The organism is Streptomyces sp. NBC_01233, from assembly GCF_035989305.1.
Taxonomy (GTDB): domain Bacteria; phylum Actinomycetota; class Actinomycetes; order Streptomycetales; family Streptomycetaceae; genus Streptomyces.
Genome location: NZ_CP108514.1, coordinates 3,183,197 through 3,196,798, shown reverse-complemented (window position 1 = coordinate 3,196,798; position 13,602 = coordinate 3,183,197). Strand labels below are relative to the sequence as shown.

The 13,602-nt window shown below is 72.6% G+C and carries 11 protein-coding genes and 2 pseudogenes; 8 read left to right on the top strand and 5 right to left on the bottom strand.

Annotation, left to right across the window (positions count from 1 at the left end):
• Positions 1-505: 505 nt before the first annotated feature.
• The 5 genes and pseudogenes from OG332_RS15020 (at position 506) to era (ending at position 5,236) form a co-directional block, all read left to right on the top strand.
• Positions 506-1,555 carry a GlxA family transcriptional regulator gene (locus OG332_RS15020; protein ID WP_327413956.1) on the top strand — a complete coding sequence of 350 codons (1,050 nt, stop codon included), beginning with the start codon at positions 506-508 and terminating at the stop codon, positions 1,553-1,555.
• Between the two features lie 23 nt (positions 1,556-1,578).
• A pseudogene (locus tag OG332_RS15015) lies at positions 1,579-1,854 on the top strand (helix-turn-helix domain-containing protein); the annotation flags it as partial.
• A gap of 116 nt (positions 1,855-1,970) precedes the next feature.
• Positions 1,971-3,305: a beta-xylosidase gene (locus OG332_RS15010; protein ID WP_327419232.1), complete on the top strand. Its 1,335-nt coding sequence runs from the start codon at positions 1,971-1,973 to the stop codon at positions 3,303-3,305.
• Positions 3,302-3,799: pseudogene (locus OG332_RS15005) on the top strand (WxL protein peptidoglycan domain-containing protein); the annotation flags it as partial. The gene OG332_RS15010 and the pseudogene OG332_RS15005, both read left to right, overlap by 4 nt.
• Positions 3,800-4,285: 486 nt before the next feature.
• Complete coding sequence (gene era / locus OG332_RS15000) at positions 4,286-5,236, top strand: GTPase Era (RefSeq protein WP_327419231.1); 951 nt, start codon at positions 4,286-4,288, stop codon at positions 5,234-5,236.
• A 17-nt stretch (positions 5,237-5,253) separates the two neighbouring features.
• Here the strand turns inward: era and OG332_RS14995 are convergent, their stop codons facing one another.
• From OG332_RS14995 to OG332_RS14980, 4 genes are all read right to left on the bottom strand, one after another.
• Positions 5,254-5,949 carry a class I SAM-dependent methyltransferase gene (locus OG332_RS14995; protein WP_327413955.1) on the bottom strand — a complete coding sequence of 232 codons (696 nt, stop codon included), beginning with the start codon at positions 5,947-5,949 and terminating at the stop codon, positions 5,254-5,256.
• Positions 5,950-6,056: 107 nt separating this feature from the next.
• The gene (locus OG332_RS14990) at positions 6,057-6,884 is read right to left on the bottom strand and encodes a GNAT family N-acetyltransferase (protein WP_327413954.1); all 828 of its coding nucleotides are present in this window, start codon (positions 6,882-6,884) and stop codon (positions 6,057-6,059) included.
• 27 nt (positions 6,885-6,911) lie between these two features.
• Positions 6,912-7,181: a protealysin inhibitor emfourin gene (locus OG332_RS14985; protein WP_327413953.1), complete on the bottom strand. Its 270-nt coding sequence runs from the start codon at positions 7,179-7,181 to the stop codon at positions 6,912-6,914.
• Between the two features lie 10 nt (positions 7,182-7,191).
• On the bottom strand, positions 7,192-8,265 hold the full coding sequence (locus OG332_RS14980; protein WP_327413952.1) for a M4 family metallopeptidase: 1,074 nt from the start codon (positions 8,263-8,265) through the stop codon (positions 7,192-7,194).
• 366 nt (positions 8,266-8,631) lie between these two features.
• On the opposite strand from OG332_RS14980, the gene leuA reads away from it, so the two are divergent.
• Entirely contained in the window at positions 8,632-10,395 is a 1,764-nt protein-coding gene (gene leuA, locus OG332_RS14975; RefSeq protein ID WP_327413951.1) for a 2-isopropylmalate synthase, read from the top strand.
• Positions 10,396-10,468: 73 nt separating this feature from the next.
• Here leuA and OG332_RS14970 read toward each other — a convergent pair whose 3' ends face one another.
• On the bottom strand, positions 10,469-11,227 hold the full coding sequence (locus OG332_RS14970; protein ID WP_327413950.1) for an SDR family NAD(P)-dependent oxidoreductase: 759 nt from the start codon (positions 11,225-11,227) through the stop codon (positions 10,469-10,471).
• A gap of 214 nt (positions 11,228-11,441) precedes the next feature.
• On the opposite strand from OG332_RS14970, the gene OG332_RS14965 reads away from it, so the two are divergent.
• Together OG332_RS14965 and OG332_RS14960 are read left to right on the top strand one after the other, a co-directional pair.
• A complete protein-coding gene (locus OG332_RS14965; RefSeq protein ID WP_327413949.1) occupies positions 11,442-12,137 on the top strand; it encodes a TerB family tellurite resistance protein in 696 nt (231 codons plus the stop codon).
• Between the two features lie 81 nt (positions 12,138-12,218).
• Positions 12,219-13,382: an IS701 family transposase gene (locus OG332_RS14960; protein ID WP_327419230.1), complete on the top strand. Its 1,164-nt coding sequence runs from the start codon at positions 12,219-12,221 to the stop codon at positions 13,380-13,382.
• Positions 13,383-13,602 lie beyond the last annotated feature (220 nt).

Here is a 13,602-nt window from a genome sequence, read left to right as displayed (position 1 = left end):
GGCGGGCGGCGGGTGGTGCCGTCCGGAGAGCCGTACGGCTCGTGTGCGGGGCGGGTGCTCGGGGTCGTGCCGAGTGGCCGGGTCGGTCCCCGGGGCCGGAGGCTCCGCGGCCCTGGCGCGCCCCTTCGGCCCAGCACGGAGCCCCGGCCGGGTCCGCTCCCCGGTAGGACGGGCAGAGCCGGGGCACTCAGCCGGTGGGACCTGGCGGCTCGCGCCGAGCGGCCGGGTCCGTTCCCGGGGGCCGGTTCTTGGCTCACCGTCCGGCGGGCGGTGGGCGCATGACGCCCGGTGTACGGCGGCGCCGGCCCGCATGGCACGCGCCGCTGCCCGGGGCGCGGTGGCCCGCGTGGCTCAGGCCGTATCCCGTCCGACCGCCGGAGGCTGACGGCGCCGGATGACCATCCGGGGCCGGGGGTGGGGGCTGTCTGGGTCACGCGGACAGCCTCCGGCCGCGAGGGCCCCGTACGACAGTGGCCTGAACGACACCCTTCGATACGATTGGGCCATGGCCCCTCACCGTGTCGTCGTCCTTGCGCTCACCGGGCTGCTGCCCTTCGAGCTCGGGATCCCGCACCGGATCTTCGGCCGTGCCAAGGATCCCGCCGGAGAGCCGCTGTACGAGATCCTCACCTGCGCCCTGGCCGCCGGGCCGGTGCGCACGGACGCCGATTTCGCGGTCCAGGTCGAGCACGGCCCCGAGCTGCTGGCCACGGCCGACACCGTGGTGGTGCCCGCCTCGTACGAGCTGGGGCCGGTGTACGAGGAGGGCCGGCTGAGCGACGAGCTCGCCGCGGCGCTCGCGCACATCCGGCCAGGGACGCGGCTCGTCTCCATCTGCACGGGCGGGTACGTGCTGGCCGCCGCCGGTTTCCTGGACGGCCGCCCGGCCACCACCCACTGGTTCCACGCCGAGCACTTCCAGCGGCTCTTCCCGTCCGTGCGGGTGGACGCCGGCGTGCTCTACACGGACGACGGGGACGTGCTGACCTCGGCCGGGGTCGCCGCCGGCATCGACCTGTGCCTGCACATCGTGCGCCGTGACCACGGAGCGGCCGTCGCCAACGACGTGGCCCGGCGGACCGTCGTGCCGCCGCACCGGGACGGCGGGCAGGCCCAGTTCATCGAACGCCCGGTGCCGCAGCCGCAGCTGGCCAGCACCGCGGCGGCCCGCGCCTGGGTGCTGGACCGGCTGCACGAGCCGGTACGGCTGGTCGACCTGGCCCGGCAGGAGGCCATGTCGGTACGGACGTTCACGCGCAGGTTCCGGGAGGAGGCCGGGATCAGCCCCGGCGAGTGGATCGTCGGACAGCGGGTGGAACGGGCCCGGCGGCTGCTGGAGCGGACGGATCTGCCGATGGAACAGGTTGCGCGGGAGGCGGGCTTCGGGATGGCGCAGTCGCTGCGCAAGCACGTGCAGGCGGCGCTGGGGGTGAGCCTGACGGCGTACCGGCGCACGTTCCGCGCGGCGGGTGGGGATGCGGGCGCAGAGGGGCCCGGAGCCGGCACTCTGCCATCTCCTGATGGGCCATCAGTTGATGCCGGATCCGTGCATTGACTTCTCCCGCCGCCCGCTCGTGAATGGCCCCCGGCGAGTGGATCGTCGGACAGCGGGTGGAACGGGCCCGGCGGCTGCTGGAGCGGACGGATCTGCCGATGGAACAGGTTGCGCGGGAGGCGGGCTTCGGGACGGCGCAGTCGCTGCGCAAGCACGTGCAGGCGGCGCTGGGGGTGAGCCTGACGGCGTACCGGCGCACGTTCCGCGCGGCGGGTGGGGATGCGGGCGCAGAGGGGCCCGGAGCCGGCACTCTGCCATCTCCTGATGGGCCATCAGTTGATGCCGGATCCGTGCATTGACTTCTCCCGCCGCCCGCTCGTGAATGGCCCCCTGCGCAGGGCTCGGCGCGAGGGAACCCAGGGGGCGGGCAGTGCGAACAGGGGCGCGGAAGCGGAGATGGCCGGCCGCCGTCGGCATGGCGGTGCTCGCCGCCACGACCGGGGGCGCTCTGAGCGCACCGGCCGCGGCCGAGGGAGAGGCTCCCCCCGGCCAGGTGGAGTTCCCGACGCACTGCCTGCCGCCCCAGGAGGCCGGACTCCCGCCCGCCGACGGGCCGACCACCGCCCGGATCACCGTCGACAACCCGGCTCCGCAGGTCGGCGACACCGTCACCGTGACCTACCAGGTGCTCCGGACCCCCGCCGTGCCACCCCTGGATCCGAACGCGGCGGGCGGCGAACTCCCCGCCGACGTGCTGACCCCGACCGGCCGGATCCTGCTGGCGGGCGCCCAGAGCGGCGAGGTCACCGTCGTCGGGGCCAAGCGCAACGACCCCGTCCGGGCCGGCGAGCCCCTTCCCGCCGTCACCATGACCGGCACCTTCACCGTCACCGCGCCCGGTGAGATCACTCTCGCCCCGGGCGGCTACACCCTGCACACCAGCCACCTGCTGGACCTCGACACCGTCTGCACCGCCGCCGCGCCGTCCGCCACCCCCGTCTCCGAACGCCTGACGGCGACCGCGCTGCCCACGGCCAACCTGCGCAGCGTCTTCCTCGCGGCGGCCCACGGAAAGCCGGGCGCCAAGGTCAAGGTCACCGCCGCCGGCTTCCCCCCGGGCGCGGCCGTGACGGTGGCCGGACGGGCCGGCGCCGCCGAAACCGCCGACCGGGTGAGCGCCGCCGCCGACGAACTGGGCACGGCCCTGGTGGAGTTGCCGGTCACGGACAAGGCCACCACCGCGGTGATCGCCTACGAGGGCCCGGGCTGGTCGGCGAGCCGGGGCTCCGGCCCGGCCGCGTACACCGTCATCGACGCCACCCCGACGACGGCGGGCACCCGCAAGGTCACGGCCACCGTCGAAGCGGGCGCCCTCGGCATGACCCAGGCCGGCGAGGACATCACCCTCGGCGCCGTCCCGTACGGCGACGGCGGCGCTGCCCCGGGCCGGATCGGGACCGTGACCGTCACCGACGCCCGCGGCGGCCCGGCCGGCTGGTCCCTGACCGGCAAGGTCACCGACTTCACGGGACCCGGTGGGGGTCCCCCCAGCGGTAGCCGGGGGAGGGTGCGCATCCCGGGCGCGTCCCTGTCCTGGACCCCGGCCTGCGCGGCGGCCGCGGGCAGCCAGAGCGCCTGTACGCCGGGCAGCGCGGGTGTGGTCGGCCCGGAGGGGGCCCTCCTGGCCTCCACCGCCGACGCCCCGCTGGTCGGCGGCACCTTCACGGTCGACGCCACGGTGACCCTGCAGGTCCCGCCGTACACCCCGCCGGGGGCGTACACGGCGGTCCTGACCCTGACCCTGTCGTGACACCCCGCCTGCGGCTGCCACTGCGCGGAGCTCTCCCCGCCCCGCCCCTTCTCCGTTTCCCGGGGCGGAGCGCGGTTCCGGGAAGGGGCGGGCTCCGCGCAGCGGTGGCCCTGCTCGTCACCGCCGGGCTCGTCCTCCTGCTCGCCGCGCCGGCCGAGGCCGCGGACAACGGGCAGTGGTCCGTGCTGCCCGCCGCGACAGGCGTCGGCCAGCGGCCGTACTTCTACCTCGCCGCCGCACCCGGCCAGGCCGTCGCCGACACCGTCACCGTGACCAACCGCACCGACCGTCCCCGCACCTTCCGGCTCTACCCCGCCGACGCCTACAACACCGCCCGCGACGGCGGCTTCGCGCTGCGCGGCCCCGACGAGCCGCGCCGGGCCACCGCCGCATGGGCGAAGCTCGACCGGGAGCGGGTGACCGTACCGGCCCGGGGGTCGGTCCGCGTCGGCTTCACCCTCACCGTCCCCGACCGGGCGGAGCCCGGGGACCACCCCGGCGCCATCGTGGCCCTGGAGGACCGGCCCGCCTCCACCGCCCAGGGGATCGGCGTCCAGCAGGCCGTCGCCGCCCGCGTGTACCTGCGGGTGACCGGCCCGACCGCGGCCGCCCTCGCCGTCGAGGGGGTCACCGTGCACCGCCGCGGCGCGGGCGCGGAGATCTCGTACACGCTCCACAACACCGGCAACGTCACCCTCCGCCCGCACGCGGCCCTCACCGCCTCCGGCGCCCTCGGCCGCACCCTGCTGAAGCGCGAGCTCACCGGGCTGCCCGCCGAACTGCTGCCGGGTCAGGAAGTGCGGCTCGGCACCCGCTGGGAGGGGCCGCCCGCCGCGGAATGGGCCGAGGTGACGGTGCACGCCCGGGCCGAAGGAACCACAGCTCAGGGCCGCGCAGCCCACGCCGCGCACCCCCTGCTCACGACTGTGCTCGCCCTCACTGCCGTGATCTGGTCGGCGCTGGGAGCCGCATCGGGGAGAATGGCCCGTATGAGCGATCGTTCCCCCGAGTCCACCAGCCCGCACCGTGCGGGCTTCGCCTGCTTCGTCGGCCGCCCCAACGCGGGGAAGTCGACCCTCACCAACGCACTCGTGGGCACCAAGGTCGCGATCACCTCCAACCGGCCGCAGACCACCCGCCACACCGTCCGCGGCATCGTGCACCGCCCCGACGCGCAGCTCGTCCTCGTCGACACGCCCGGCCTGCACAAGCCGCGCACGCTGCTCGGCGAGCGTCTCAACGACGTCGTACGGACCACCTGGGCCGAGGTCGACGTCATCGGCTTCTGCCTGCCGGCCGACCAGAAGCTCGGCCCCGGCGACAAGTTCATCGCCAAGGAGCTCGCGGGGATCAAGAAGACCCCCAAGATCGCCATCATCACCAAGACCGACCTGGTCGAGTCCAAGGTGGTGGGCGAGCAGCTCATCGCCGTCCACCAGCTCGCCGAGGAGCTGGGCTTCGAGTGGGCCGAGATCGTCCCCGTCTCGGCGGTCGGCGACAGTCAGGTGAAGCTGCTGGCCGACCTGATCGCGCCGCTGCTGCCGGAGAGCCCGCCGCTGTACCCGGAGGGCGACCTCACCGACGAGCCCGAGATGGTGATGGTCGCGGAACTGATCCGCGAGGCCGCACTGGAAGGCGTACGGGACGAGCTCCCGCACTCCATCGCCGTGGTCGTCGAGGAGATGATCCCGCGGGAGAACCGTCCGGCCGACCGCCCGCTGCTCGACATCCACGCCAACGTCTACATCGAGCGGCCGAGCCAGAAGGGCATCATCATCGGCCCGAAGGGCTCCCGCCTGAAGGAGGTCGGGATGAAGTCGCGCAAGCACATCGAGGCACTGCTCGGGACCCCGGTCTTCCTCGACCTCCACGTGAAGGTCGCCAAGGACTGGCAGCGGGACCCCAAGCAGCTCCGCAAGCTCGGCTTCTAGCCTTCGCGGCGGGTGCGTCAGCGCCTCCGCCGCACCTTCACCACGTTGTCCGGACGGGTCCCGGGCCGGCCGTCGGGCCCGTCCAGGGCCTGTACGTGTTCCTCCGCGAGCAGGACCTCCCACGCGCCCTCCGCCAGCTCCAGCTGTGCGAGGACCTCGTCCGGGGTGGGGAAGTCGATCTCCGCGTGCCTGTCCGGGTCCCAGGACGGCCCGCCCGCGTGGCCGACCACCAGCAGGACCCCGCCGGGGGCCACGGCGGCGGCGGCCGTGCGCAGGACCCGGGCGCGCGGGAAGTCCCCGTAGTTGTGCAGGAAGCACGCCGAGACGAGGTCGAACTCCCCGTCGGGGAAGGACTCGGTGAAGTCGTGCCGCTGCCACTCCACCAGGCCGCCCACCCCCGCCTCGGCGGCGTGCTCGGCCGCCCGCCCGAGGGCGACCGTCGAGATGTCGGTGCCGGTGACCCGCCACCCCCGGCGGGCGAGCCAGACGGCGTCGGCGCCCTCGCCGCAGCCGAGGTCCAGGGCCCGGCCGGGGGAGAGGTCCTGGACCTCACGGACCAGGGCCGCGTTGGGGTTGCCGCTCCAGATGCGCGCGCTCTCGCTGTAGCGCTCGTCCCAGAACTCCGCGTCGCCCTCGCGCGGGGCGGCGGGGGCGTTCGCGTGCTCGTGCTCGTGCTCGTGCTGGTGAGTGTGCTCGTGTTCGTGCTTCGGCATGGGGGCCTCTTCCGCTACGGGTCTCGGTGGCCCCGATGCTCCGCCCGGACTGGCATCCACGGCAAACCCTGTTGCCGGTCCGGCAAAAGCATCCGGCGCGACCGTCCTTACGCGGCACCGGCCGGCGGCTCCGCGATCAGCGCCGTCGCCACCCGGCGGAAGCCGATGCGGCCGTAGATGCGGGCCACGTCCTCGTCGCCCGCCGAGAGGAAGACCGTACGGGCGCCGCGCGCCCGGGCCTCCACGACCAGCGCGGCCGTGACCCCGAGGGCCAGGCCCTGGCGGCGGGCCGACGGCAGGGTGCCGACGCCCACCACCTCGGCGACGTCCCCCACCGGGTTGTACTGGCCCGAGCACAGCACCACGCCGCCCCGTACGGCCGCCGCCATGCCCGTACGGCCCGAGGTGAGCATCCCGGACACGTGCGCCCGGCGGGTCTCCACCGACGGGTCCGCCAGCGCCGCGGCCAGCTCGGCCGGCCCGGCCTCGCCCAGCGCCGTTCCCGGGTCCGAGAAGGCCAGCGCGGGGACCGTCACCGCGGCCGGCAGCAGCGGGTCCTCCGGTCCGACCAGCCGTACTTCCGGGTGCGGCGGCGGCTCCTCGGCGCCCTCCAGCACCATCAGCGGATGGGCGTGGACGTACAGCCCCGCCGCTTCCACCGAGGCCCGCAGTGAGGGGCTGGTTTCGGCCACCCACTCGAAGGCCTCGGGGACCCCGAGCTCCCGTTGACGGGACAGCACCCGCTGGACGTCCTCAGCGGTCGCGTCGCCGGAGCCGCCGAGCGCCGGCCGCGCGTAGTACTGCCAGCCCTGGCCCTCCTGGACGAACAGGGTCAACGGGCCGAAGTCCTCGGCCCGCGCCCCGCCCACCCGCGGCACCGTGTCGTAGTACCGCTCCAGCTCGGACAGCGTCGAATCGATCATGTGGTCGGTCATCCGGACATCCAAGCAAAGCGGTGCTGCTCAAGCACCTTCTTTCAGGACCCGCGAGATCAGCGCCCGCTGCGCCTCCGACAGGCCCGGCTCGGCGCAGGAGACCGTCCGCCCGTCCACCGTGATCCGGTACGAGAACCCGTCCCGCACCCGGTCCGCCGGATCGCTCGGCGGACCGGGCCGCAGCGCGAGCTGGGCCAGGGCCCGCCACTCGTCCTCGTCCGGCCGGCCCGAGGTGTCCACCTCGGCCCGGCGCTCGATGCCCGCGAAGCCGCCCGTCCGTGCCACCTGAATGCGCATGGAAGCCGTCCTACCCCGCGAGCGGGACGCCCACCGCGGACCACGCCTTCTGCAGGGCCTGGTGCTCCGCGCCGCCGTCCCCGTACCGGGTCACGGCCGCCGCCGTCGAGAGCCGGGCGAAGTCCTCGAAGTCGGCGTTCGAGGCGAGCTCCCCGCCGGTCAGGGTGTCGTACCAGATCTGCCCGGCCCGCTCCCAGGCCTTGCCGCCCAGCTCGGTCGCCACGATGTAGAAGGCGTGGTTGGGGATGCCGGAGTTGATGTGGACCCCGCCGTTGTCGCTGTGGGTGTTCACGTAGTCGTCCATCGTGGCCGGCTGCGGGTCCTTGCCGAGCTCGTCGTCGTCGTACGCGGTCCCCGGCGCCTTCATCGAGCGCAGCGCGACCCCGGTCACGCTGGGGCCCAGCAGGCCGGCCCCGATCAGCCAGTCGGCCTGGTCGGCCGTCTGCTCCAGCGAGTACTGCTTGATCAGCGAGCCGAAGACGTCGGACATCGACTCGTTGAGGGCGCCCGACTGCCCGCGGTACCTCAGGTTCGCCGTGTACTGGGTGACCCCGTGGGTCAGCTCGTGCCCGATGACGTCCACCGAGACGGTGAAGTCGAGGAAGAGGTCCCCGTCCCCGTCGCCGAAGACCATCTGCTGCCCGTCCCAGAAGGCGTTGTTGTAGTCCTCGTCGTAGTGGACGGTCGCGTCCAGCGGGAGCCCGGCATCGTCGATCGAACGCCGCCCGAAGCCCTTCAGGAACAGTTCGTACGTCGCCCCGAGCCCCGCGTAGGCGCGGTTCACGGTGGCGTCCTTGCTCAGCGGGTCGCCCTCCCCCCGGACCTTCTTCCCGGGCAGCTGCGTGCGGTGCTGGGCGTCGTAGAGCGTCCGGTCCGGTTCGTCGGAGGCCGGCGCACCGAGCGTGGGCACGATCCCGCGGACGGCGGTGACCCGGCGCCGGGTGCGCAGCAGGGAGTCGCGTTCGAGGGTGCGCTGGGCGAGATCGGCGCGCCGCGAGTCCCCGGACAGGGCGGCCTTGTCGAGGAGGTGCGGCGGCACCACGGTGCAGAAGACGGGGTGGCGGTGAGCGTGGGAGGCATCCATGCCCGGCAATGTGGCAGTGGGTCATCGCGGTGTCACTACCTGCGACCATGATTCATTCGCTTGTCTGAAAGCGGTGGCGCCGGATTGACGGATCGCCCTGACCCGGGCGCTTTGAAAGAGGCTTAGCTCACATTTGGTGCAAATCGGACGGTGGGGTCTTGCATACTGAAACAGGTCCTCGCGTCACCGCGCGGCTCGGCTAGGCTCGGCCCATTATGCGTTTCGGGCTGCTTCTCCTTAGCTGCCGCGGCGAGGGTCTGTAGTCGTAGGCCGGCCCCCTCCCCGCGGAGTTTGGTGTTGCGGTTTATACGACCGCCGTCGGCCGTCCCAGCGAACTACACGCGGACACGCGAGGAGCCCAACGCCATGAGCCAGCAGCCTTTTGTCGGTCGCCCCACGTCCATCACCAACGCGACCCACACCCAGAAGTCCTCCGGGATGCCGATCCACAAGTACGGCGCGTACGAGCAGGTGGACATCCCGGACCGCACGTGGCCCGATGCCCGCGTCACCAAGGCTCCCCGCTGGCTGTCGACCGACCTGCGTGACGGCAACCAGTCGCTGATCGACCCGATGACGCCCGCCCGCAAGCGCGAGATGTTCGACCTGCTGGTGCGCATGGGCTACAAGGAGATCGAGGTCGGCTTCCCGTCCTCGGGCGAGACCGACTTCGCCTTCGTGCGCTCCATCATCGAAGAGGGCGCGATCCCGGACGACGTCACCATCTCCGTACTGACCCAGGCCCGCGAGGACCTGATCGAGCGGACCGTGGAGTCCCTGGTCGGCGCCAAGCGCGCCACCGTGCACCTGTACAACGCGACGGCGCCCACCTTCCGCCGGGTCGTCTTCCGCGGCTCCAAGGAGCAGATCAAGCAGATCGCCGTCGACGGCACCCGCCTGGTCATGGAGTACGCCGAGAAGCTGCTGGGTCCGGAGACCGCCTTCGGCTACCAGTACAGCCCGGAGATCTTCACCGACACCGAGCTGGACTTCGCCCTGGAGGTCTGCGAGGCCGTCTGCGACGTCTGGCAGCCGGCCGAGGGCCGCGAGATCATCCTGAACCTGCCCGCGACCGTGGAGCGCTCCACGCCGTCCACGCACGCGGACCGCTTCGAGTGGATGGCCCGCAACCTGACCCGCCGCGAGCACGTCTGCATCTCCGTGCACCCGCACAACGACCGCGGCACCGCCGTGGCCGCCGCCGAGCTGGCCCTGATGGCCGGCGCGGACCGCATCGAGGGCTGCCTGTTCGGGCAGGGCGAGCGCACCGGCAACGTCGACCTGATCACGCTGGGCATGAACCTGTTCTCCCAGGGCATCGACCCGCAGATCGACTTCTCGCAGATCGACGAGATCCGTCGCACCAGCGAGTACTGCAACCAGATGGAGGTCCACCCGCGCCACCCCTACGCGGGCGACCTGGTCTACACCGCCTTCTCCGGCTCCCACCAGGACGCCATCAAGAAGGGCTTCGACGCCATGGAGGCCGACGCGGCCGCCGCCGGCAAGACCGTGGACGACATCGAGTGGGCGGTCCCGTACCTGCCCATCGACCCGAAGGACGTCGGCCGCTCCTACGAGGCCGTCATCCGGGTCAACTCGCAGTCCGGCAAGGGCGGCATCGCGTACGTCCTGAAGAACGACCACAAGCTGGACCTGCCGCGCCGCATGCAGATCGAGTTCTCCCGGATCATCCAGGCCAAGACCGACGCCGAGGGCGGCGAGGTCACGCCGAAGGCGATCTGGTCGGTCTTCCAGGACGAGTACCTGCCCAACCCGGAGAACCCGTGGGGCCGGATCCAGCTGCGCTCCGGTTCGACGGCCACCGACAAGGACGGCACGGACACGCTGACCGTCGAGGCGGTCGTGGACGGCGTGGAGATGGTCCTGGCCGGCACCGGCAACGGCCCGATCTCGGCCTTCTTCGACGCGCTGGCCGGCATCGGCATCGACGCCCGCCTGCTGGACTACACCGAGCACACCATGAGCGAGGGCGCCTCCGCCGTGGCCGCCTCGTACATCGAGTGCGCGATCGACGGCCGCGTCCTGTGGGGCATCGGCATCGACGCCAACACCACCCGCGCCTCCCTGAAGGCGGTCATCTCCGCCGTCAACCGCGCGGGCCGCTGATCCCCCGCGACCCATCGCCCGTACGTGTGCCCCGTCCCTCCTCCCGGAGGGGCGGGGCCGCGTCGTTCCCGGCTCAGCGGGCCAGGTAGCCGCCGTCCACCGGCAGCACCACGCCCGTCACGAACGAGGCCGCGTCGGAGGCCAGGAAGGCGATGACCCGGGCCACCTCCTCCGGCTCGCCGAGCCGGCCCATCGGGTGCGCCCCCGCGATCTCTTCGAGGTATTCCGGCCCGCCCGGCTCGTCCTTCAGCGCGAGCACCCGCTCCGTACGGATGGTGCCCGGTGCCACCGCGTTGACCCGGATCCCGCGCGCGGCCCACTCCACCGCGAGGTGCTTGGTCAGCCCCGACGCGACGAACTTCGCCGGTCCGTACGCCGCCTGGCGCGCCTGCCCGGCCACCCCCGAGATCGAGGACACGCAGACCAGCGCCCCGCCGGGCCGCGGCTGCGCCGTCATCGCCTCGATGGCGTACTTGCAGGTCAGGAACATGCCCCGGCCGTCGATGGCCATGACGTGGTCCCAGTCCTGCGGACTGGTCTCCCGTACGTCCGAAAGAGGGAGCACCCCGGCGTTCGCCACGGCGACGTCGAGGCGCCCGTACGCCCCGACGGCGGCGGCGACCATCGCGCGGTTGGCCTCCGGATCGGACACGTCACCGGCGACCGCCGTGACGGCGTACCCCTCCGCGGCCAGTTCCGTACGCAGGGACTCCACCCCGGGGCCGTTGATATCGGCCGCGGTGACCCTGGCCCCGGAGCGGGCCAGCAGCACGGCGGTGGCCCGGCCGATCCCGCTCGCGGCGCCGGTCACCAGACAGGACTTCTCGTTCATGCGGCCGACCCTAGGGGGAGCGCGGCGGGGCAGAGGGAGGACGGGGGCGGACGCGGGGGCGCAGATCGGCCAAGTGCGCGCCCCGGCACATGTTGTCTTGTCACACGACTGACGCATCCTCACCGATGTGGCTAACATCACGCCAACCCGGCGATGCTGCCGTGGGGGTCCCTCCCGTGCCCGCGGGGCGACGGGGGAGTTACGGAGGTGCGACGTGCTGCCAGTTCGGGGTGGGGACGGCCGGAAGCTGACGGTCTGGGGCATCCGTACCACCTGGAGCACCGTGGGCGACGGGGAGTTCTTCTGCCCCGCCTGCGGTGGAGACCGCAACTACCGCAGGCGCACCGGGCGACGCCGGTTCACCGTCGTCGGGGTGCCGCTGCTGCCGCGCGGGCAGGCGGGGCCCGTCGTGGAGTGCCAGGGCTGCCGCGCCCGGTTCGACACGGACGTCCTGGACCACCTCACCACCACCCGCTTCACGGCCCTGCTGCGCGACGCCGTGCACACCGTCGCGCTGGCCGTGCTGACCGCGGGCGGGACGGCCTCGCGCAGCGCGCTGGAGGCCGCGGTGGGCGCCGTACGGGCCGCGGGCTTCCCGGACTGCACCGAGGAACAGCTGGAGTCCCTCGTGGAGGCCCTGTCCACCGACGAGGGCCGGCTCGGGCTGTACGACGTCCCGGAGTGCTGCGGGGCCGCGCTGTCGATAGAGCTCCACGAGGCCCTGGAGCCGCTGGCCCCGCACCTGGCGGGCCCGGGCCGCGAGTCGATCCTGCTGCAGGGCGCCCGTATCGCGCTCGCGGACGGCCCGTACACCCCGGCCGAGCGCGAGGTGCTCGCCACCGTCGGCGCGGCGCTGCGGATCGACGCGGACGAGGTGGAGCGGCTGCTGTCGGCGGTGCGCGCGCCCTAGTACTGCAACCGCATGTGGCGTGACGGTTGGCGTCGATGCTCGTTGTTGTGACTGTGTGATCAAACGCTGACGGTCGAGCAGATCGAGTCGTGGTCCGAGGGTGTAGCGGACTTGCATGCCCGGTTCGGGCATCGTTTTGGCAGGTCGGAGCCACGTGATCGGGCTCTGGACTACCTCAGGGGCCTGCTTGCTCCGCTGGAGAAGAAGAACGGGTGGACGCTGGCCGAGCAGGTCGGCCAGCTCCGCCCGGACGGTGTGCAACGCCTGCTCAATCACTCCGAATGGGACGAGAACGCGGTCCGGGACGATGTCCGGGACTTCGTCGTGGAGACCATCGGCGCCAAGGATGGCGTGCTCATCGGGGACGACACCGGGTTCCTGAAGAAGGGCACCAGGTCAGCAGGGGTCCAGCGGCAGTATTCCGGCACCGCTGGCCGCACCGAGAACTGCCAGATCGGCACCTTCCTCGCCTACGCATCCGCCAAAGGGCGGGCGCTGATCGACCGGGAACTCTACGTCCCGAAGTCCTGGACGGACGACCGCGACCGCTGCCGGGCAGCCGGGATCGACGACACCGTGCCGTTCGCCACGAAGATCGAGCACCTCAAGTGGATGCTGCAACGCGCCATCGACGCGGCTGTTCCCTTCGCCTGGGTGACCGCGGACGAGGCATACGGGCAGGTCAAGCACTTCCGCGCCTGGCTGGAAGAACGCCAGGCCGCGTATGTGCTGGCCACCAAGGTCAACGACACCGTGATCACCGCCGACGGCCGCGACGCGCGCGTCGACGAGCTGATCGCGGCCCTGCCGAAGCAGGCATGGAAGCGGATCTCCGCCGGAGCCGGCGCCCACGGCCAGCGGATCTACCACTGGGCCCGCGTCGCGATCCGGCCCACCTGGGAGGGCGGATCCGGGCACTGGGTGCTCGCCCGCCGCAATCTGTCCGACCCCACCGACATCGCCTACTACGTCTGCTACGGCCCCGTCACTTCCCGGCTGAAAGACCTGGTCAGGACCGCCGGAGCCAGGTGGGCGGTGGAGGAGTGCTTCCAGACCGCGAAGGGTGAATGCGGGCTCGACCACTACCAGGTGCGGCTCTACCGGGCCTGGTACCGGCACATCACCCTCGCCATGGCCGTCCTGGCCTACCTCACGGCCATCCGTGCCGCAGAAGCCGCAAAAGGGGCAGCGGAGACGACGAGCAAGACCTCATACCCCTCAGCGTCCCGGAGATCCGCCGGATGATCGGGCACGTCGTCCTCACGCCCCGCTGCCACACCAACGAGCACCGTCTCCACTGGTCACACTTCCGACGCCGCAGCCAAGCCCGAGCCCGCCGCTGCCACTACCAACGACGGGGCCACGACCCCCACATGCGGTTGCAGTACTAGGAGGTCGGCTCCGCCCCGGCCGGGGGCGTCTGCGCGATGAACCGGCGCAGAGCCGTGCAGAGGCCCGCCGGGTT

Bases quoted from the DNA above. Each gene is read 5' to 3' on its own strand.
- OG332_RS15020 (WP_327413956.1), top strand. From the start codon at position 506: ATGGCCCCTCACCGTGTCGTCGTCCTTGCGCTCACCGGGCTGCTGCCC.
- OG332_RS15010 (WP_327419232.1), top strand. From the start codon at position 1,971: ATGGCGGTGCTCGCCGCCACGACCGGGGGCGCTCTGAGCGCACCGGCC.
- era (WP_327419231.1), top strand. From the start codon at position 4,286: ATGGCCCGTATGAGCGATCGTTCCCCCGAGTCCACCAGCCCGCACCGT.
- OG332_RS14995 (WP_327413955.1), bottom strand. From the start codon at position 5,949: ATGCCGAAGCACGAACACGAGCACACTCACCAGCACGAGCACGAGCAC.
- OG332_RS14990 (WP_327413954.1), bottom strand. From the start codon at position 6,884: ATGACCGACCACATGATCGATTCGACGCTGTCCGAGCTGGAGCGGTAC.
- OG332_RS14985 (WP_327413953.1), bottom strand. From the start codon at position 7,181: ATGCGCATTCAGGTGGCACGGACGGGCGGCTTCGCGGGCATCGAGCGC.
- OG332_RS14980 (WP_327413952.1), bottom strand. From the start codon at position 8,265: ATGGATGCCTCCCACGCTCACCGCCACCCCGTCTTCTGCACCGTGGTG.
- leuA (WP_327413951.1), top strand. From the start codon at position 8,632: ATGAGCCAGCAGCCTTTTGTCGGTCGCCCCACGTCCATCACCAACGCG.
- OG332_RS14970 (WP_327413950.1), bottom strand. From the start codon at position 11,227: ATGAACGAGAAGTCCTGTCTGGTGACCGGCGCCGCGAGCGGGATCGGC.